General features: G+C 70.8%; 20 protein-coding genes. 8 read left to right on the forward strand and 12 right to left on the reverse strand.

Annotated elements, in window-relative coordinates; translation table 11 throughout:
- Positions 1-137: 137 nt before the first annotated feature.
- Positions 138-740, forward strand: coding sequence for a hypothetical protein (locus tag AC07AW_RS36045; protein WP_478819677.1), 603 nt, complete (start codon positions 138-140; stop codon positions 738-740).
- A gap of 17 nt (positions 741-757) precedes the next feature.
- Here AC07AW_RS36045 and AC07AW_RS36050 read toward each other — a convergent pair whose 3' ends face one another.
- Genes AC07AW_RS36050 through AC07AW_RS36065 form a run of 4 tightly spaced genes read right to left on the reverse strand, consistent with a single transcriptional unit; the run spans position 758 to position 4,323 of the window.
- The gene (locus tag AC07AW_RS36050) at positions 758-1,423 is read right to left on the reverse strand and encodes a response regulator (RefSeq protein ID WP_478819678.1); all 666 of its coding nucleotides are present in this window, start codon (positions 1,421-1,423) and stop codon (positions 758-760) included.
- Positions 1,420-2,592, reverse strand: a complete 1,173-nt coding sequence (locus AC07AW_RS36055; RefSeq protein WP_478819679.1) for a sensor histidine kinase — start codon at positions 2,590-2,592, stop codon at positions 1,420-1,422. The genes AC07AW_RS36050 and AC07AW_RS36055 overlap by 4 nt, the downstream gene beginning before the upstream one ends.
- Positions 2,593-2,605: 13 nt before the next feature.
- Positions 2,606-3,424, reverse strand: a complete 819-nt coding sequence (locus AC07AW_RS36060; protein ID WP_478819680.1) for an ABC transporter permease — start codon at positions 3,422-3,424, stop codon at positions 2,606-2,608.
- Entirely contained in the window at positions 3,421-4,323 is a 903-nt protein-coding gene (locus AC07AW_RS36065) for an ABC transporter ATP-binding protein (protein WP_478819681.1), read from the reverse strand. Before AC07AW_RS36065 ends, AC07AW_RS36060 begins: the two co-directional genes overlap by 4 nt.
- A gap of 150 nt (positions 4,324-4,473) precedes the next feature.
- Between AC07AW_RS36065 and AC07AW_RS36070 the strand changes: the two genes are divergently transcribed.
- Positions 4,474-5,040 (forward strand): GNAT family N-acetyltransferase, encoded by a 567-nt coding sequence (locus AC07AW_RS36070; RefSeq protein WP_478819682.1) that lies wholly within the window; start codon positions 4,474-4,476, stop codon positions 5,038-5,040.
- A gap of 40 nt (positions 5,041-5,080) precedes the next feature.
- Here the strand turns inward: AC07AW_RS36070 and AC07AW_RS36075 are convergent, their stop codons facing one another.
- The 6 genes from AC07AW_RS36075 to AC07AW_RS36100 form a co-directional block, all read right to left on the reverse strand.
- Positions 5,081-6,670 (reverse strand): P-loop NTPase family protein, encoded by a 1,590-nt coding sequence (locus AC07AW_RS36075; RefSeq protein ID WP_478819683.1) that lies wholly within the window; start codon positions 6,668-6,670, stop codon positions 5,081-5,083.
- Positions 6,671-8,065 (reverse strand): ATP-binding protein, encoded by a 1,395-nt coding sequence (locus AC07AW_RS36080; RefSeq protein WP_478819684.1) that lies wholly within the window; start codon positions 8,063-8,065, stop codon positions 6,671-6,673.
- Positions 8,066-8,085: 20 nt separating this feature from the next.
- On the reverse strand, positions 8,086-9,639 hold the full coding sequence (locus AC07AW_RS36085; RefSeq protein ID WP_478819685.1) for an SCO6880 family protein: 1,554 nt from the start codon (positions 9,637-9,639) through the stop codon (positions 8,086-8,088).
- Positions 9,636-10,958, reverse strand: a complete 1,323-nt coding sequence (locus AC07AW_RS36090; RefSeq protein WP_478819686.1) for a hypothetical protein — start codon at positions 10,956-10,958, stop codon at positions 9,636-9,638. The genes AC07AW_RS36085 and AC07AW_RS36090 overlap by 4 nt, the downstream gene beginning before the upstream one ends.
- Entirely contained in the window at positions 10,948-11,784 is an 837-nt protein-coding gene (locus tag AC07AW_RS36095) for a DUF8175 domain-containg protein (protein WP_478819687.1), read from the reverse strand. Before AC07AW_RS36095 ends, AC07AW_RS36090 begins: the two co-directional genes overlap by 11 nt.
- Positions 11,785-11,883: 99 nt before the next feature.
- Positions 11,884-12,192 (reverse strand): hypothetical protein, encoded by a 309-nt coding sequence (locus AC07AW_RS36100; RefSeq protein ID WP_366038879.1) that lies wholly within the window; start codon positions 12,190-12,192, stop codon positions 11,884-11,886.
- 318 nt (positions 12,193-12,510) lie between these two features.
- Here AC07AW_RS36100 and AC07AW_RS36105 point away from each other — a divergent pair, with 318 nt between their 5' ends.
- Together AC07AW_RS36105 and AC07AW_RS36110 are read left to right on the forward strand one after the other, a co-directional pair.
- Positions 12,511-13,536, forward strand: a complete 1,026-nt coding sequence (locus AC07AW_RS36105; RefSeq protein WP_478819688.1) for a C40 family peptidase — start codon at positions 12,511-12,513, stop codon at positions 13,534-13,536.
- 224 nt (positions 13,537-13,760) lie between these two features.
- Entirely contained in the window at positions 13,761-14,483 is a 723-nt protein-coding gene (locus AC07AW_RS36110; RefSeq protein WP_478819689.1) for a phosphatase PAP2 family protein, read from the forward strand.
- Here the strand turns inward: AC07AW_RS36110 and AC07AW_RS36115 are convergent.
- Positions 14,480-14,635: a hypothetical protein gene (locus AC07AW_RS36115; protein ID WP_478819690.1), complete on the reverse strand. Its 156-nt coding sequence runs from the start codon at positions 14,633-14,635 to the stop codon at positions 14,480-14,482. The two genes, AC07AW_RS36110 and AC07AW_RS36115, sit on opposite strands and share 4 nt — an antisense overlap.
- A 129-nt stretch (positions 14,636-14,764) precedes the next feature.
- On the opposite strand from AC07AW_RS36115, the gene AC07AW_RS36120 reads away from it, so the two are divergent.
- A complete protein-coding gene (locus AC07AW_RS36120; protein WP_478819691.1) occupies positions 14,765-15,607 on the forward strand; it encodes an SCO4651 family lipoprotein in 843 nt (280 codons plus the stop codon).
- A 118-nt stretch (positions 15,608-15,725) separates the two neighbouring features.
- The gene (locus AC07AW_RS36125; protein WP_356905731.1) at positions 15,726-15,896 is read left to right on the forward strand and encodes a hypothetical protein; all 171 of its coding nucleotides are present in this window, start codon (positions 15,726-15,728) and stop codon (positions 15,894-15,896) included.
- A gap of 27 nt (positions 15,897-15,923) precedes the next feature.
- Here AC07AW_RS36125 and AC07AW_RS36130 read toward each other — a convergent pair whose 3' ends face one another.
- Entirely contained in the window at positions 15,924-16,286 is a 363-nt protein-coding gene (locus AC07AW_RS36130; RefSeq protein WP_478819692.1) for a metal-sensitive transcriptional regulator, read from the reverse strand.
- Between the two features lie 192 nt (positions 16,287-16,478).
- Between AC07AW_RS36130 and AC07AW_RS36135 the strand changes: the two genes are divergently transcribed.
- Positions 16,479-17,099 carry a DUF47 domain-containing protein gene (locus tag AC07AW_RS36135; RefSeq protein WP_116159771.1) on the forward strand — a complete coding sequence of 207 codons (621 nt, stop codon included), beginning with the start codon at positions 16,479-16,481 and terminating at the stop codon, positions 17,097-17,099.
- Positions 17,100-17,104: 5 nt separating this feature from the next.
- A complete protein-coding gene (locus tag AC07AW_RS36140; RefSeq protein WP_478819693.1) occupies positions 17,105-18,103 on the forward strand; it encodes an inorganic phosphate transporter in 999 nt (332 codons plus the stop codon).
- Positions 18,104-18,232: the final 129 nt, after the last annotated feature.

Here is an 18,232-nt window from a genome sequence, read left to right on the forward strand (position 1 = left end):
TACTGCAGGGGGGACCCTGTGGGAGAGTAGGACGCCGCCGAACAATCATTGTGGGAAAGCCCCGCACCTCATGGTGCGGGGCTTTTCTGCGTTTATTACCTTTCGGTGGTCGGGAGGCTGCGTTTACAGTTCCCGGCGTGATCAACAGTGATGGAGCCCGCCTGGGGGCCGAAGCTCTTCGTCGCTTGAGGGAGGCCGACTGCTGCACGATCGAGCCTGGTCTGACCGACGAGGAGTTCGAGTGCGTCGAGGCTGCGTACGGCATCCGGTTCTCCGACGACCACAGGGCCTTTCTCGCCGCCGGCCTGCCCGTCTGGGCGCCGCCGGAAGAAGGGGCCACGTGGGAGAAGCCGTGGCCCGACTGGCGCAACGGTGACCCCGGCGAACTCCGTTCGCACCTGGCGTGGCCCGTGGACGGGGTGCTGTGGGAGGTCGAGCACGGGTCCTACTGGGAGCGCTCGTGGGGTGAGCGGCCCTCCGAGGCGGCGGATGCCCTGGCCGTGGCAGTGGTGGAGCTGGCCAAAGTGCCTCAGCTGATCCCTGTCTACGCGCACCGATTCCTTCCCGCAGGGCGCGGGACGGAGGGGCATCCTGTGTTGTCGGTCTGGGGGACCGACATCATCTACTACGGAGAGGACCTCGCCGACTACATCAGTCGCGAGTTCGACGAGGCCTATGAGTACCCCACGGTGCGGGAGGCCGAGGCGACTGTGGAGTTCTGGCGCGGGCTTGTCGGGTAGGCCGGCGGTCTCGGCCGTCAGGCCGGCGTGACCAGGTGGGTGTCGTAGGCCAGGATCACTGCCTGGACGCGGTCTCGGGTGCCCGTTTTCGCGAGGATGCGGCCCACGTGGGTTTTGACCGTGGATTCCGCCAGGTGGAGGCGTTCCGCGATTTCCGTGTTGCTCCAGCCCTTGCCGATGACCGTGAGGATTTCGCGTTCCCGGTCCGTGAGGGGAGCGAGGCGGGGGTCTTCCTCCGGGGCCTGGGCTGTCGTCGGGGGGAGGTGGTGGATATAGGCGTCCAGGAGGCGGCGGGTCAGGCTCGGGGCGACGACCGCGTCGCCGGCGGCCACCGCGCGGATGCCCGCGAGGAGTTCCTCGGGCTGGGCGTCCTTCACCAGGAAGCCGCTCGCGCCGGCGCGGAGCCCGTCGTACGCGTACTCGTCGAGGTCGAAGGTCGTGACGATCAGGATGCGGGTGCGGGCGCCCGTCGCGATGATGCGGCGCGTGGCCTCGATGCCGTCCAGGCCGGGCATCCGGATGTCCATCAGGACGACGTCGGGGTGGTGCCGGTCGACCAGGCGGATCGCCTCGGTGCCGTTCGACGCCTCGCCGACGACCGTCATGTCGTCCTGGCTCTCCAGCAGCATGCGGAAGCCGAAGCGCTGCATCGGCTGGTCGTCCGCGATGAGAACGGTCGTCACGAGGGGGAGTCCTCCAGGGGAAGTCGGAGCCGTACGCGCCAGCCGCCGCCGGTCGGCAGCGGGCCGGTCTCGAGTGTGCCGTCGTAGCGGGCCGCGCGCTCGTGCATTCCGGTGAGGCCGTGGCCCCGGCCGGGGGTGGGCGATGTCGTGCCCGTGTCGGTGACGACCAGCTCCAGGGCCTTGGGGCCGTACGAGAGGCGGACGTTCGCCTCCGCGCCGGCGCCCGCGTGCTTCAGGGTGTTCGTCAGGGCCTCCTGGAGCACGCGGTAGACCGTCAGTTGGGCGCCGGCCGAGAGCGCGGGTGCGTCCGGGGGCAGATCGGTGTGGACCGGCAGACCTGCTCTCCGTACGCCTGCGATGAGGGGTTCCAGGTCGGTCAGGCTCGGCTGGGGGGCGCGGGTCGCCGTCTCCTCGTCCTCGTGCAGGACGCTCAGGAGACGGCGGAGTTCGGCGAGGGCCTGGCGGCTCGTCGTGCCGATGGCGTCGAGGGCCTGGGCGGCGCGCTCCGGGTTCTTCGCCGCCGCGTACCGGCCGCCGTCCGCCAGGCCGGTGATGACGGACAGGTTGTGGCCGATGATGTCGTGCATCTCCCGGGCGATCCGGGCGCGTTCGGCGGTGGCGGCGAGGCGGACCTCGTGGGCGCGGTCGTCCCTGCGGGAGCGGACCGCGATGCCGAGGAGGGCGACGAGTGCGTACGCCCACAGGGTGGGGACAACGCGTTGGTCCCAGGACTCCGACCGGAAGCGGAGGGCGCCGGTGACCAGGGGCGGGGCGATCAGGGCCAGGGACCACAGGAGCGCGCGCGGCGGGCGGCTGAGTGCCAGGTGGTAGACCGGGAGCATCTGGAGGTACGACGCCTGGAGGAAGGCCCCTGAGGCGTCGCTGACGAGGGCCGCGCCGGCCATCACCGCCAGGGCTGTCATGGGGTGGCGGCGGCGCCAGTACAGGGGGACGGAGAGCCCGAGGGTCAGGGTGACGACGAGCCAGACGGGGACGGACGGGTCCCGGGCGGTGTTCCGCCAGCCGCCGGCCGCGTCCACCAGGGCCGCTGCCGTCCACACAGTGGTGAGCGTGGCGTCCCAGACCCAGGGGCGGGCCGTGTCGAAGGCCCGGACCCGGGCCATGAGCTGCCGGGCGTACCGGCTCGGGCCTGTCGTCTCCGTCGTCACTCCGTCATCATCCCTATACGTCGCGGCGCTTGAGCAGCAGCGCCGGGACGGCGAGTGCCGCGGCCGCCCACAGGAGCAGGGCCAGGAGGGCCGCGCCGGGTGAGGCGGCGCCGGGGAGCGGGGTCGCGGAGCCGAGGGCGCCGGCCGCCTGTGTGGGGAAGTACCGGACGACCGTGTCCATCACCTCGTACGGGAGCATCCCGAGGATCTCCGGGACGATCAGGACCCCGCCGACGAAGGCGCCGATCGCGCCCGGCACCGAGCGGAGGGCGGCGCCGAGGCCGAGGGCGATCAGGCCGAGGAGGGTGACGCCGGCGGCGTTGCCCGCGACGGCGGCGAGGACGCCGTCGTCGGTGAGGGAGGCGGCCTGGTCGGTGTCGGAGAGGAAGATCTGGGCGGTGAGGAAGGTCAGGAGGGCGGTGAGGAAGGAGACGGTGAAGACGGTGGTCGTGTAGATCGTTGCCTTTGCCCAGAGGACCGGGAGTCGGCTCGGGACGGCGGTGAGGGTCGCGCGGATCATGCCCGTCGCGTACTCGCCGGCGGTGACGAGGATGCCGAGGACGGCGAGGGCGATGCCGCCGAGCTGGGAGCCGTACAGGGTGAGGACGACGGTGTCGACGTCGGAGTCGCCGCCGTCGGAGGTGTACGTGGCGCCCATGAGGACGCCGACGCCGAGGAGGAGCGCGGCGGAGGTGAGGACGGTGATCCAGGTGGAGCGGACCGTCCACAGCTTGTGCCACTCCGAGCGGAGGACCCGGGACGGGGTGATCTTGATCTTGATCTCGGGAGCGGTTGTCCTCGTGGTCGTTGTGGTGGTCGTTGTCGTCGTCATGCGGGGGCTCCCTGGTATTCGACGGAGTCGCGGGTGAGGTCCATGAACGCCTGCTCCAGGGACGCGGCCTGCGGGGTGAGTTCGTGGAGGGGCACGGCGTGGGCCGCGGCCGCGCGGCCGATCTCCGGGGCCTCCAGGCCGGTGACGAGGAGGGTGTCCGGGGCCTGTGTGGTGATGCGGGTGCCGGGGAGGAGCGTGCGCAGGCGGTCCGCCTCCGGGGTGACGACTTTGACGCTCGCTCCGCCCGAGGTTCGTACGAGCTCGTCGACCGTGGTGTCCGCGAGGAGCCGGCCCTTGCCGATGACGATCAGGTGGTCGGCGGTGAGCGCCATCTCGCTCATCAGGTGGGAGGAGACGAGGACGGTACGGCCCTCGGCCGCCAGGTTCTTGAGGAGGGTACGGATCCAGAGGACGCCCTCCGGGTCGAGGCCGTTGACCGGTTCGTCGAGGACGACGGTGGCCGGGTCGCCGAGGAGCGCGGCGGCGATGCCGAGGCGCTGGCCCATGCCGAGGGAGAAGCCTTTGACGCGCTTGTGGGCGACGTGGGTGAGGCCCGCGAGGGCCAGAACCCGCTCCACGCGGGCGCGTGGGATGCCGTGCGTGTGGGCCAGTGCCATGAGGTGGTGGTGGGCGGAGCGGCCGGGGTGCACGGAGCGGGCTTCCAGAAGGGCGCCGACGTGGGTGAGCGGGGCGCGGTGGGCGGCGTAGGGGCGGCCGTCGACGGTGGCGTGGCCGCGGGTGGGGGCGTCGAGGCCGAGGATCATGCGGAGGGTGGTGGACTTTCCGGCGCCGTTGGGGCCGAGGAAGCCGGTGACGGAGCCCGGGCGGACGGTGAAGCTGAGGTCCTGGACGACGGTGGTGTCCCCGTACCGCTTGGTGAGGTTCTCTGCTCGGATCATGCCTTCGACGCTAGGGAGCGGGCGGGGGCCGGGCGTCGGACTCGGGGTGGGTGTGCCGGGGCGGGGGTGGTACCGGGGTACGACGGGGTGGCCATGGTCTCGGGGAAATGCCCTTGTCAGGGGGTGTCGTGGGTCGTCAGGATCGACGTCATGGACTATTCGATACGCACCATCCGCGCCGACGAGTGGGAGCGGACCCGCGAGATCCGGCTGGCCGCTCTCCAGGACCCGGTCGCGCACCTGGCGTTCCTCGACACGTACGAGGACGCGGTCGAGCGGCCCGACGCCTTCTGGAAGGACCGGGCGGAGGGCGCGTCCGAGACCGGCGAGGGGAAGGCGCGGCAGTTCGTGGCCGAGGCCCCGGACGGGAGCTGGGCGGGCACGATCTCGCTGCTCGTGGAGCGGCCGTCGGACGAGGTGCGCTTCGGTGAGGCGGCGAAGGTCGACCAGACGCACATCGTCGGCGTGTACGTACGTCCCGAGGCGCGGGGGACCGGTGTGATCGACGCCCTGTTCCGGGCGGGCGTGGAGTGGTCCTGGACGCTGCCGGAGCCGGCGGTGGCGCGGGTGCGGCTGTATGTGCACGAGGAGAACGCGCGGGCCGCGGCGTTCTATCGGCGGTTCGGGTTTGTCGCCACCGGGGACGCCGTGGCGATGCCGGGGGACGACTCGGCCCAGGAGCTGGAGTACGAGTTCGTGCGGCCGAGCTCCCGTTAGGGGGGTGCGGTTGGGCGGTGCCGTGTCGTCGGGTAGCCGTTCAGGCGCGGGAGCCCAGGCCCGGCCCGGGGCGCCGTCCCGTGTGCCCACCCGTCCCGCCCTGCGGGACGATTGCCCACCCGGTGGGCCACCGGTACCTGGCCTGTTCTTCCGAGCGCATCAGGGCCAGGGTCGGGAGGCCCTGGTGGTGGCCGGTGGCCAGGAGGTCCGGGAGTTGGGGGAGCGGGGCCACTGCGGCGACGTCTTCGAGGACGAGCGTCAGTGGTGGGTCGAGCCGACCGTCGGATGACCGTGCGGCCATGCGGCGGCCGTGCTCGACCACGCTTGCGGCGAGGGCCGTCAGGAGCGGCATCGCGCCGGGGTGGGTGCGGGGATCCTCGATCGCCTCGCCCACCACGTAGAGCGTGCCCTGTTCGGCGAGGAAAGATGCGAGCGCCAGCGAATCAGTTCGATTCGGTACGCACGCCTCCCTGATGTGGATCGAGGACAGCGACGCCAGCGCACGGGCCGTCAGTTCCTGGGCCAGGCGGCGGCTTTCCGGGTGTGCCGTCAGCGCCGACTCCAGGAGGCCCGCCAGGCCCGAGGCGGCCTTCGGGTGGCTGCGGAGGATGCGTACGGGCTCGTGGGCCCCCGCGCCCTGCGCCCAGCGGTGCACCTGCCGGAAGGGGCGGCCGTCGACGGCCGCGGCGTGCAGCCAGCAGCGCAGGAGCGTCTCCGCGGTGTCGGCGGTGGCCGCGTCGAGGCGGGAGTGCGGGCGTACGGGGGCGAGCAGGGCGATCGCGCGTTCCTGCGCCACCGCCGGGTCCTCGCAGCGCTCGGACGGTGACCAGTGGAGCCGGGCGGGGGTGTCGCAGAGGTGGCCGGGGTCGTGGACCAGGACCGGGCCGAGTTTGCCGCGGGCGTCCTTGGTCGAGGACCAGACCTCGGGGTCGGAGGTGACGACGAGGACCGGGCCCTCCGCGTCCAGGATCGCCTGCACGGCGGCCGGGCGGCGGGTCTCCGGGGGGCCGTAGAGCGTGCCGGGGGTGGTTATGGGGGTGGGGGTCGAGGCGGCTGGAGCCGGGGTGACCGGTGGTGCCTCTGCCGCGGGGGCCGGCACGGGGGCCGGGGCCGGTGCGTGCTCCTCCGCCGGGCGGCGCGGGGCCGGGGGTGCGGTGCGCTCCTCCCGTACCTCCGTGTCTTCCCGTACCTCTGAGTCCTTCCGTACCTCTGCCTTCTCCCGTACCTCCGCCTTCTCCCGTACCCGTGCGGGAGTCGTCTTGTACGCCCCCGCCTTCCGGTTCGCGCGGACTGCGCGCCAGCGGGTCACCGTGCCGAGGACGAAGATCGCGAGGACCATCAGGATCATCGCCTCGCCGATCAGCAGGCCCCAGAAGAGGCCGTACCCGGAGAGCTGGGTCGGCGGGGTGGCCGGCCAGGCCGCCGGGAGGTCCGTCGGGGCCGTCGCCAGGGCGCGCAGGGCCGACGGGGTGCCCGTGAAGACGACCCCCTGCGGCCAAGCGCCGTGGGCGAACAGGCCCGCCAGGCCCGTCGCCGTCCACACCAGGACCGTGAGGCAGAGGAGGAGGGCGAACAGGCTGAGGAGCAGCCCGTCGGAGATCCCTCCGCCTCCCTTCCGCGCCGGTTCCATCTACGCCACCGTCGACTGCGAAGTGCCGTTCATCTGCTGCTCGATGAGGATCGCCCGCTGCTCGGTCTCCCACTCCAGCTCCGGGTCCGTGACGGAGGACTCCGTCATGGCGCGGTCGGTGTAGACGAGCGGGCGTTCCTTCTCGGTGATGAGGTGTTTGACCACCTGCACGTTGCCGTTGACGTCCCAGACCGCGATGCCGGGGGTGAGGGTCGGGATGATCTCGACCGCCCAGCGGGGGAGGCCCAGGACTCGGCCCGTGTTGCGTGCCTCGTCGGCTTTCTGGGCGTAGATGGTCCGGGTGGAGGCCATCTTGAGGATCGCCGCCGCTTCTTTCGCCGCCGCTCCGTCGACGACGTCGGAGAGGTGGTGGACGACCGCGACGAAGGACAGGCCGAGGCGGCGGCCGAACTTGAGGAGGCGCTGGAACAGCTGGGCCACGAACGGGCTGTTGATGATGTGCCAGGCCTCCTCGACCAGGAAGATGCGCTTCTTCCGGTCGGGGCGGATCCAGGTGTGTTCCAGCCAGACGCCGACGATCGCCATGAGGATGGGCATGGCGATGGAGTTGCGGTCGATGTGGGACAGGTCGAAGACGATGAGCGGGGCGTCCAGGTCGATGCCGACCGTGGTCGGGCCGTCGAACATGCCGCGCAGGTCACCGTCCACCAGGCGGTCGAGGACGAGCGCGACGTCGAGGCCCCAGGCCCGTACGTCGTCTATGTCGACGTTCATCGCCTCCGCCGATTCGGCCTCCGGGTGGCGCAGGCGCTCGACGATGTCGGTGAGGATCGGCTGACGGTCGGTGGTGTGCTCGGTGACGTAGGCGTGGGCGACCTTGAGCGCGAAGCCGGCGCGCTCGTCGAGGCCGTGGCCCATCGCCACCTCGATGATGGTGCGGAGCAGGGCCAGCTGGCCCGTCGTGGTGATCGACGGGTCCAGGGGGTTGAGACGGATCCCGGCGTCGTTGGCGACCATCGGGTCCAGGCGGATGGGAGTTATCCCCAGCTCCTGGGCGATGAGGTTCCATTCGCCGACGCCGTCCTCACCCTGGGCGTCGAGGACGACGACCTGCCGGTCGCGGAAGCGGAGCTGGCGGAGCACGTACGTCTTCTCGAGGGCCGACTTTCCGTTGCCGGACTCGCCCAGGACCAGCCAGTGCGGGGCGGGGAGCTGCTGCCCGTACAGCTGGAAGGGGTCGTAGATGTAGCCCTTGCCGCTGTAGACCTCGCGGCCGATGATGACGCCGGAGTCGCCGAGTCCGGGCGCGGCGGTCGGCAGGTAGACGGCCTGGGCCTGCCCGGTGGAGGTGCGGACGGGCAGGCGGGTCGTCTCCACCTTCCCGAAGAGGAAGGCGGTGAAGGCTTCGGTGAGGACGGACAGCGGATCTCGCATGGGTCTGTGCCCCTTCGGCCCTAGCGGCGGATGCCGGTCGCGAACGGCAGGGTGTTCACAAAGGCCCGGTGGTGCTCGCGGTCGCACCACTCCAGCTTCAGATACGACTTGCCGGCGGAGGCCCTGATCGTGCGCTTGTCCCGGGCGAGGGCCTCGGGCGAACGCGACGACACCGTGATGTACCCGACGAGGTTCACTCCTGCCGCGCCGCTGGCGAGATCTTCACCCCGCTGGTCGAGCCGGCCGTGGGCGGCGATGTCGCGCGGGTCGACCGTGCGGTTCATCTTGGCGGCGCGGCTGGCGTCGGCCTCGTCGTTGGTCTTCTCGGTGAGCATGCGCTCGATGGCGACCTCGGTGGGCTCCAGGTCCATGGTGACCGCGACCGTGCGGATGACGTCGGGGGTGTGGACGAGGAGCGGGGCGAGGAAGTTCACGCCGACCGGGGTCATCGGCCACTCCTTCACCCAGGCGGTGGCGTGGCACCAGGGGGCGCGGGTGGAGGACTCGCGGGTCTTGGCCTGGAGGTACGTCGGTTCCATCGCGTCGAGTTCGGCCGGCCAAGCGTTTCGTTTCGTCATGGCCTGGATGTGGTCGATGGGGTGGTCCGGGTCGTACATGGAGTGCACGAGGGACGCGAGGCGGGACTGGCCGAGGGGCTGGCGGACGCGGATGTCCGCCTCGGCGAGGCGGGCGCAGATGTCGGTGAGCTCGCGGGCCATGACGACGGCGAGGCCGGCGTCGCGGTCGAGCTTGCGGGCGCCGGAGGCGTGGCGGGCGGCGCGGGCCATGGCGTTGGCCTCGGCGGCGAGCTCGCGGGTGTAGTGCATGCAGGCGACGAGGTAGGCGCGGTGCTGCTCGCTGGAGGTGGAGACCATCGACTGGAGCTGGTCGTAGGACTCCTGGAGCCACGCGGGCGCGTGCGGGTCGCCGCGCTGGCCGACGTCCTTGGCGTGCGCGTCGGGGTCGGCGGGGAGCGTACGGGCGAGCATCTGGAGGCGGGTCACGAAGCCGTCGCCGTTGGCGACGTGCTTCAGGAGGGTGCCGAAGCGGTCGACCAGGGCCTCCTGGTCCTCGCTGTCGCGCAGGCCGACACCGGGGCCCTCGATCTCGATGGCGGCGGTGACGGTGCGGCGGTCGGCGTGCAGGAGGACGGCGATCTCGTCCGGGCCGAAGGGGGCGGCGAGCCAGCCGACGCGGCCGATGCCGGGGGGCGGGCCGACCTCGACCTCGCGGCCGTCGAGGCGGGTGCCGGCCTCGTAGGCGACGGAGCGGTAGGCGGTGCCGCGCTTGAGCATCCGCTTGTAGCTGCGGTTGATCTCGAACCACTTGTAGAACGTGCGGTGCTTGTACGGGAGGTACACGGCGGCGATCGCGAGCATGGGCAGGCCCGCGAGGAGCGCGATCCGCAGGGGGAGGGCGGGGACGAGGAGTCCGCTCATCATGCCGAGGAAGGCGCCGACGATGATCAGGGCGATCTCGCCGGTCTCGCGGTTCTTGCCGACGATCGCGTTCGGCCGGGCACGGCCGACGAGATACGTGCGGCGGGGCGCGACCGGCTGGGACTGGGTCGTCAACGCCCTGCACCTCCAGAGTTCTTGCGGTTGCTGTGCGGGGTACCCGCGGTGGGACTGCTGCTACGGGGCGGGGGCGTCGAGCCGCCGGTGGAGCCGCCTCCGCCGCGGCTGCTGTGCGCGGCCATGCCGCCGGACACGGCGTTGGCGGGGCGGGGCGCGGAGCCCTGGGAGCCGCCTCCGCCGCTGTCGCGGGTGCTGTGGGTCTTGATGCCCTGGGAGACGAGGGACGCGGGGGAGGAGATGACGGCCGCGGCCGCGTTCTCGCCGGCGCGGTGGAGGCGGTTGTTGCGGGAGGCGGCGATCTCGTCGCCGAAGCCGGGGACGAAGCGGTAGATCATTGCGGACGCGAAGATGGCGAGCAGGATGATCGAGAGGCCGGACACGACGGCGGAGACGGAGTCGGGGCCGTCGTCGGAGGAGAGCGCGCCGGCCAGGCCGAGGACGATCACGATGACCGGTTTGACCAGGATGATCGCGATCATGATGCCGGCCCAGCGGCGGACGTGGCCCCACATGTTCTTGTCGACGAGGCCGGAGTAGACGACGACGCCGAGGAGGGCGCCGACGTACAGCAGGACGGCGCGGAGGAACAGCTCCAGGTAGAGCACGCCGGCCGCGAGGACGGTCACCAGGGACACGATGATCAGCATGATGGGGCCGCCACCGATGCTGTCGCCCTTCTGCAGGGCCTCCTTGAAGCTGCCGAAGAAGATGTCGGTCTGTTTGCCGGTGCCGGAGGCGATGACCTCGGTGATGGCGTCGGTGGCGTTGACGACGGTGTAGAGGATCAGCGGCGTGAACGCGGAGGCGAGGACCGTCAGCCAGAGGAAGCCGATGGCCTCGGAGAGGGCCGTGGTGAGGGGGACGCCACGGACGGCCCGCTTGGCGACGGCGAGGAGCCAGAGGAGGAGGGTGAGGAAGGTGGCGGCGGCGAAGACGATGGCGTAGCGGCCGAGGAACTGCAGGTTGGTGAAGTCGACGTCGGCGGTTTCTTTGACGGCCTTGGAGAGGTAGTCGATGGTCGCGACGGCGGCGTCGGCGAAGCCTCGGGCGAGGGAGGAGAGGGGGTCGAGGGCGGTGGGGTCGGCGACGGGAGCCTTGTCGGCTGCGCCGCCGGCCTGTCCCTTCTCGCAGTACTCGCGGGCCTGCCCCACGATGAGGGCGCAGGGGTTGTCGGTGCTGCTCGGGGTCGGCGTGGGCGTCGACGGGGTCGGTGTGGGGGCCGCCTGGGCGTTCGAGGCGAGCAGGAGCGGTGCGCTGAGGAAGGCGACGGCGAGTGTGGCCGTCGCGCGACCCGCCAGGCTTCGGCTAGCGGGCATAGGTGAACCCTCCGTATCCCTCGACGGCCGCGGCGATCTCGTCGGCCATGGAGGCGCGGTTGTCCCCGTTGACCGGGGTGGGGCCCTCGTTCTGGGTGGAGGACTCCACGCGCCAGTCGCCCCCGACCCACGTGAGCTTCTCCGTGATGGTGAACCAGGTGGACGTGACGGGCTTGGTCGAGCCCGGGCCGGCGAGGCCGACCAGGCCGGCGCACCAGACCTCGACGGTCGCGGACGTGTCCGTGTAGTCCCGGACCTTGGCGCCGACCGGGATCGTGCGGGACACGAAGGTCATGCCGGACGGGGCGGCGCCGTTCGCGTCGAGCCCGATGCTCGCGAGGAAGTCGGCCGAGTACGAGGCGTCCAGCCGCTTCACGAGGTCGTCCACGATCGCGGGGGCGTGGGTGGTACGGACGATCTGTTCCCTGGAAGCGGCCTGGAACATCTCGACCGACCCCAGCGCCACCGCGTAGTTCGTCGCCGCGCTCTGTGCGCCCTGGTCGTCGTGGGCGTAGCCCGTGGGGATCTGGCCGTTTTTGCCGGTGACCGGGCGGACGCCCGTCGCGGATGTAGGGGTCGTTCTGCCCGGGGTGCCGGCGCGGGCGCCGGACGCGTCGGCCGGTTCGCCGCCGCCGCGGTTGGCGAAGGCGATGGCGGCGACGAGGAGGACCACCACGCCCACGACCGTGATGAGGGATCGGGAGCTGCGGACGGGGCGGCGGGCGCCGCCGTAGACGTCGCCGCTGTTGCCCTCGGGCAGGCGGGTCCGGGTCTGGCCCGAGCCGCCCACGCCGCCGAAGCTGTCGTGCTCGTCGCCGGGACTCATGCCGGGTACGCCCCCTCACTCGTTCGCGGGTACGGCCGTGCTTCAACATGACTGGGCATCAGGGAACGCATTCTCAGGAGGGTCGGGTCCGACGGGAGATCAGACGGCCATCCCGTACACGATGGTGAACAGCGTCCCCAGCGATCCGATGATGAAGACGCCGGTCAGACCGGCGACGATCAGGCCCTTGCCCTGTTCCGCGCTGAACGTGTCACGGAGGGCGGTCGCGCCGATGCGCTGCTTGGCCGCTCCCCAGATGGCGATGCCGAGGCAGAGCAGGATGGCCACGGCCATCACGACCTCGACCATCACCTTGGCCTCGTTGCCCAGGCTCCCGAAAGGTCCCCAGTTCGGGGCGATTCCACCGATGATGGTGGTGATGTCGCCCTTCTCGGCCGCCAGGTACATGTAACTCACCGCCCCTGTTGGGTACTTGGTTCCCCCTGCCGGACGGCATGGGTCATCGCCCTATCTTCGCTGATGAAACCGCTCACGTGTGACGGCTTGGCGGCTCTCTTTACCCGATCCCCGCACACTTGACCGATCTGACCGTCTTGACCTGCGACGGTATGGCCGGTTTCCATGCGAAGAAGCGTATGGTCACTCTGTGTATCACGGAGAGTGACTCCGGGCAATGATTGTCGTTGTTGCACTCTTGGGGCGGCGTCAGGTGGCACCTAGACTGGCGGCCCTGGCGTACTGCCATGAGCCGAGGGGTGGTTGACGGTGCGTAGGGCTGGCAAGGCGTGGCTGTGGGCCGGTGGGGTCCTCGGGGTCTGTCTCGGCTTCGTCGCACTGCTCGTCATCGGCACGTACTCCGCGGCCGCCGGGATCGCCGGTGCGAGCGGTGCACAGGGCGGTGCCGTCGCTCTCGCCAAGGGGGCCGTCCCCGCGCTCTATCAGGGGCTCGTGCAGCGGTGGGGGAATCTGTGCCCCGCCATCAACCCGGCTCTGCTCGCCGCCCAGCTCTACCAGGAGAGCGGCTGGAACCCGCGGGCGATCTCCCCGGCCGATGCCCGGGGCATCGCCCAGTTCATCCCCGGCACCTGGGCCGGGCACGGCATCGACGGTGATGGGGACGGCGACCGGGACATCTGGGACCCGCAGGACGCCATTCCGTCGGCCGCCTCGTACGACTGCGAGCTCGCCGGATACGTCAAGGACGTGCCCGGCGACCCGGCGAACAACATGCTGGCCGCGTACAACGCGGGCGCGTACCGGGTGATCAAGCACGGCGGAGTGCCGCCCATCAGCGAGACGCAGAACTACGTCCGCATCATCCGGTCCCTGGAGAAGAGCTTCGCCCGGCCGGTGGGCCGCGTCGCGCCCTCGCAGCAGGCCGCCGCCGCCATCACGTACGCGCAGGAGAAGCTGGGCACCCCGTATCTCTGGGGCGGTACGGGCACGGCCGCGCAGAACGGGCGCTTCGACTGCTCCGGGCTCACCCAGGCCGCGTACGACAGCGTCGGCGTGCAGCTGCCGCGCGTCGCCAACGACCAGTACAACGCCGGTCCGCACCCGAGCCGCGGCGAGCTGCTCCCGGGCGACCTCGTGTTCTTCTCGGACGACCTGACCAACTCGCGGGCCATCCGGCACGTCGGCATCTACGTCGGCGGCGGCTACATGATCGACGCCCCCCGCACCGGCGCGGTGATCCGCTTCGACCGGATCGACACCCCCGACTACTTCGGCGCCACCCGGGTCACCAAGGAGGGCGCGGCGGCGCTGCCCACCCATCTTCCGCAGTCCTGAGGGAAGCAGACGGGCCGTCGGGCGGGCCTTCGGGGCGTATCGGGCATGGCTGGAACTCTCCGTCATGCACAGGCCCTGAGCTGCGGTGCACCGTCACTCTTCGATAACGTCGGCGTGATCCACCGGAGAGAGCGGAACGTGCGCCTCAGGCGGTTCGTTCCCTGATCCGACCACTCTGACCACGGGGGTTGGAAACCAGACACGAGAGCAAGGGGCCGCAGCAGATGGCTGGACTCGCATCGGACGGCGTGAACCCCGATGTCGGCCTGCTCTACGACATCAACGGACTGGCCAAGGCCGCTCCGCCGTGGTTCGACCGCGTCATGGAGTTCGTCGGCGAGTACGGGATCGTGCTCGCCATGGTCCTCGTCGTGCTCTGGTGCTGGTGGAGCGTCCGCCGGCGCGGCAGCCTCAACGACTCCGTCTCGGCCGTCGCCGGACTCGTCTGGGCCCCGCTGGCCGCCGGCGTCGCCCTGCTGGTCAACATCCCCATCCGCGGCTTCGTCGAGCGCCCCAGACCCTTCAAGGACCATCAGGGACTCGAAGTCCTCGTCGACGGGAAGACCGACTTCTCCTTCGTCAGCGACCACGCCACCCTCGCGATGGCCCTCGGCGTCGGCCTCTTCGTCGCCCACCGCAGGTTCGGCCTCGCCGCCATCGCCCTCGCGCTCGGCGAGGGTTTCGCCCGCGTCTACATGGGCGTCCACTACCCGACCGACGTGATCGGCGGCTTCGCCCTCGGCACCGCCGTGGCGCTGCTCCTCGCCCCCGTCGCGCTCGCCCTGCTCACGCCCGTCGTCTCCGCCGTCGCCCGCTCCGGCCGCGGCGCCCGGCTCGTCCGCTCCCGCCGGGCCGACGCGGCGCGCCGCCCCGAGGCCGTCGGCATCTCCGAGCCCCGCCTCGGCGGGCCCGGCGCCGGTACAGGCCAGAACGACCTGGCCGCCTAGGAGCCGTTCGTACGGAGGTGCTCCGCCGCGTCCGTACGGGCCTTGTCGCGGGATCTGCGGGCCGGGCCCGTCCAGCCACAGCTGCACCGTGCCAGCGCGAACGAGCCGCGCTCCGTCGTCGTCGTGGTGTGGGGGGATCCCTGCGCCTGCACCCCACCACCGTACTGCGCGTGACGACAGGCCCCGACCGTCGTTATGCGGATCGGGTGTCCCCGGGCCCGAGGGCCCGGGGAAGGGCGGGTCCCGGGCAAACAGCGGTGAGGCGTTGGGGGTTGGCGGCGATGATGGTGCAGCGGTACGGGCGTCCGCACGGTCTCGGTCGCGGGGCGGTCACCGTCACCGTCGTCCTGGTCGGCTCCCTCGTCGGGACGGCCGCGCTCTCCGGGTGCGCCGCCCCCGACGACCCGAAGCCGGCGGCCGACCCCGCCCTCGCCGTACGGAACGCCGCCGACGCCCTCGCGAAGGCCGGCACGTCCAAGGCGAGCACCTCCATGGAGATGGCCGCCGGCGGGACCCGGGTCACCATCCGGGGCGAGGGCGGCTACGACTTCCGGCGCCGCACCGGACACCTCCAGGTGCTGCTGCCGAAGGACCCGGCGGGGGCGAGCGAACACCGGCCGATCACCGAGCTCCTCACCCCCGGCGCGCTGTACATGAAGAACCGGGGCGCCGGAGTCCCCGCCGACAAGTGGGTACGGGTCGACACGACGACCCTCGACGACGGGAACCTCGTCACCAACGGCGCCACCGATCCGGCCGCCGCGGCCGAGCTGCTACGGGGCGCCCGCGAGGTCACGTACCTCGGCGAGGTCGAGCTCGCAGGGGTGAAAGTCGGCCACTACCGGGGAGTCGCCGACATCGCCCACGCCGCCCGCGCCGCCTCGCCGCAGCTGCGCGGGGCGCTCGCCGCGGCGGCGAAAGGGTTCGCCAAGGACACCGTGCCCTTCGACGCGTACCTCGACGCGGAGGGGAGGCTGCGGAAGGTGCGCCACCAGTTCAGCTTCAGCAACCAGGGCCGGACGGTCGCGGTCGCCTCGACGACCCTGCTGTACGGCTTCGGGGTTCCCGTCGAGGTGACGCTCCCGGACCGCCGGGACATCTACACCGGGAAGATCAAGGCCTGACCCGGCCCGGTGGCGGCGCGGACCATCGGCAAATGGTCCGGACGTGTCATGCGCGATACGTGGCCCCGTCCCTACGCTGGGAGACCGCTGGGAGACCGACGCCGGCAGGAAGAGGTGGATGCGCGTGGCCCCGCCCGGTACAGCAACCGTGCCCGCAGACCCGGACTGTGTCGCCCTCGCCGAGATCGAGCTCTGCGGCGAACTGATCATCGCGGCGTCGGCCGCGGACGGGGAACGGCTCAGCGCCGACCGGATCGACGAAGTGCTGCGGGTGGCGGCGGACCTCTGAGAGGGAGGCCCGGTCCACCCCTGCCTGTCAGGTGCGCATCATGCGGGCGATGGCCTTCGTGGCCTCCTCGACCTTCTCGTCGATGCCCGCGCCCGTGGCCGCCGCGTCCGCGACGCAGTGCCGCAGGTGCTCCTCCAGGAGCTGGAGGGCGAAGGACTGGAGCGCCTTCGTCGAGGCGGAGACCTGCGTGAGTATGTCGATGCAGTAGACGTCCTCGTCGACCATCCGCTGCAGACCGCGGATCTGGCCCTCGATCCGGCGGAGCCGCTTGAGGTGCTCGTCCTTCTGCTTGTGGTAGCCGTGCACGCCGTGCCCGTGGTCGGCCGCCTCGACGGCCTCGGCGGTCTCGACGGCCTGGGGGGTGACCTGGTCCGCCTCGGTGGTCGTCATCGCGTCCTCCCGTTGTCCAATAAGGGGGTGTATACCCCTCGTGGGTATATGGTACCGATCCCCGCCGATCCGGGCGGGGGCCCGTGCAGTTCACTGTGCCTGATGGGCGACACTGAGATACGCCGGTTAGCCGTGGCCGGATGATGCGCCTAGCATCAGCCTGACCGAAACCCAGCACCCCGAGGACCTCACGTGCGATTTCGTCTGACCCCCAGGGAGACGAGCTTCTACGACATGTTTGCCGCGTCCGCGGACAACATCGTCACGGGCTCCAAGCTCCTGATGGAACTGCTCGGAGCGGAGCCTTCCGCCCGGGCCGAGATCGCGGAGCGGATGCGGGCAGCGGAGCACGCCGGTGACGACGCCACCCACGCGATCTTCCACCAGCTCAACTCCTCCTTCATCACGCCGTTCGACCGCGAGGACATCTACTCCCTCGCTTCGTCCCTCGACGACATCATGGACTTCATGGAGGAGGCCGTCGACCTGGTCGTCCTCTACAACATCGAAGAGCTCCCCAAGGGTGTCGAGCAGCAGATCGAGGTCCTGGCCCGGGCGGCCGAGCTGACGGCGGAGGCCATGCCGAACCTGCGGACGATGGCCAACCTCACGGAGTACTGGATCGAGGTCAACCGTCTCGAGAACCAGGCGGACCAGATCCACCGCAAGCTGCTCGCCCACCTCTTCAACGGCAAGTACGACGCCATCGAGGTGCTGAAGCTCAAGCAGGTCGTGGATGTGCTGGAAGAGGCGGCCGACGCCTTCGAGCACGTGGCGAACACCGTGGAGACCATCGCGGTCAAGGAGTCCTGAGCTTCGTGGACACCTTCGCTCTGATCGTGACCATTGGTGTCGCGCTCGGCTTCACGTATACGAACGGCTTCCACGATTCCGCCAACGCCATCGCCACCTCGGTGTCGACCCGTGCGCTGACCCCCCGGGCCGCGCTCGCGATGGCCGCGGTCATGAACCTCGCCGGTGCCTTCCTCGGCCAGGGGGTCGCGCACACCGTCAGCAGCGGCATCATCGAGACGCCCACCGGCGACCAGGGGATGGGCATCCTCTTCGCCGCCCTGCTCGGCGCGATCGTCTGGAACCTGGTCACCTGGTACTTCGGTCTTCCCTCGTCCTCCTCGCACGCGCTGTTCGGCGGCATGGTGGGCGCGGCGCTCGCGGGTGGCACGGAGGTCATCTGGTCGGGTGTCCTGGAGAAGATCGTCATCCCGATGTTCCTGTCCCCGGTCGTCGGCCTCATCGTCGGTTACCTGGTGATGACCGCGATCCTGTGGATGTTCCGCAAGGCGAACCCGCACAAGGCCAAGCGCGGCTTCCGTATCGCGCAGACCGTGTCGGCGGCCGGCATGGCGCTCGGCCACGGCCTCCAGGACGCCCAGAAGACGATGGGCATCGTGGTGATGGCCCTGGTCATCGGTGACGTGCAGAGCGCGGACGCGCCGATCCCGGTGTGGGTGAAGATCGCCTGCGCCGTGATGCTCTCGCTCGGTACGTACGCGGGCGGCTGGCGCATCATGCGGACCCTCGGCCGCAAGATCATCGAGCTGGACCCGCCGCAGGGCTTCGCGGCGGAGACGACCGGTGCGTCGATCATGTTCCTGACGGCGTTCGTCTTCAAGGCGCCGATCTCGACGACGCACGTCATCACCTCCGCGATCATGGGCGTCGGCGCGACGAAGCGGGTCAACGCGGTCCGCTGGGGCGTCGCCAAGAACATCATCCTGGGCTGGTTCATCACGATGCCGGCGGCCGCGCTCGTCGCTGCGGCGAGCTATTACGTGGTGCGGTTGATCTTCGGCTGAGCAGGCTCGTACGAAGCTGAGCAGGCTCGTACGAAGCCGAGCAGGCTCGTACGAAATGGTTGGGCCCGGCTCCCCTGTGGGGGAGCCGGGCCCTTCGTCGTGCGGTGGCACCGCCATGCAGCACCGCAG

Source organism: Streptomyces sp. NPDC044003, from assembly GCF_056435185.1.

Excerpts from the sequence above, each read along its gene's own strand:
- AC07AW_RS36060 (WP_478819680.1), bottom strand. The coding sequence starts at position 3,424 with ATGACGACGACAACGACCACCACAACGACCACGAGGACAACCGCTCCC.
- AC07AW_RS36065 (WP_478819681.1), bottom strand. The coding sequence starts at position 4,323 with ATGATCCGAGCAGAGAACCTCACCAAGCGGTACGGGGACACCACCGTC.
- AC07AW_RS36070 (WP_478819682.1), top strand. The coding sequence starts at position 4,474 with ATGGACTATTCGATACGCACCATCCGCGCCGACGAGTGGGAGCGGACC.
- AC07AW_RS36075 (WP_478819683.1), bottom strand. The coding sequence starts at position 6,670 with ATGGAACCGGCGCGGAAGGGAGGCGGAGGGATCTCCGACGGGCTGCTC.
- AC07AW_RS36080 (WP_478819684.1), bottom strand. The coding sequence starts at position 8,065 with ATGCGAGATCCGCTGTCCGTCCTCACCGAAGCCTTCACCGCCTTCCTC.
- AC07AW_RS36090 (WP_478819686.1), bottom strand. The coding sequence starts at position 10,958 with ATGCCCGCTAGCCGAAGCCTGGCGGGTCGCGCGACGGCCACACTCGCC.
- AC07AW_RS36095 (WP_478819687.1), bottom strand. The coding sequence starts at position 11,784 with ATGAGTCCCGGCGACGAGCACGACAGCTTCGGCGGCGTGGGCGGCTCG.
- AC07AW_RS36100 (WP_366038879.1), bottom strand. The coding sequence starts at position 12,192 with ATGTACCTGGCGGCCGAGAAGGGCGACATCACCACCATCATCGGTGGA.
- AC07AW_RS36110 (WP_478819689.1), top strand. The coding sequence starts at position 13,761 with ATGGCTGGACTCGCATCGGACGGCGTGAACCCCGATGTCGGCCTGCTC.
- AC07AW_RS36120 (WP_478819691.1), top strand. The coding sequence starts at position 14,765 with ATGATGGTGCAGCGGTACGGGCGTCCGCACGGTCTCGGTCGCGGGGCG.
- AC07AW_RS36125 (WP_356905731.1), top strand. The coding sequence starts at position 15,726 with ATGCGCGTGGCCCCGCCCGGTACAGCAACCGTGCCCGCAGACCCGGAC.
- AC07AW_RS36130 (WP_478819692.1), bottom strand. The coding sequence starts at position 16,286 with ATGACGACCACCGAGGCGGACCAGGTCACCCCCCAGGCCGTCGAGACC.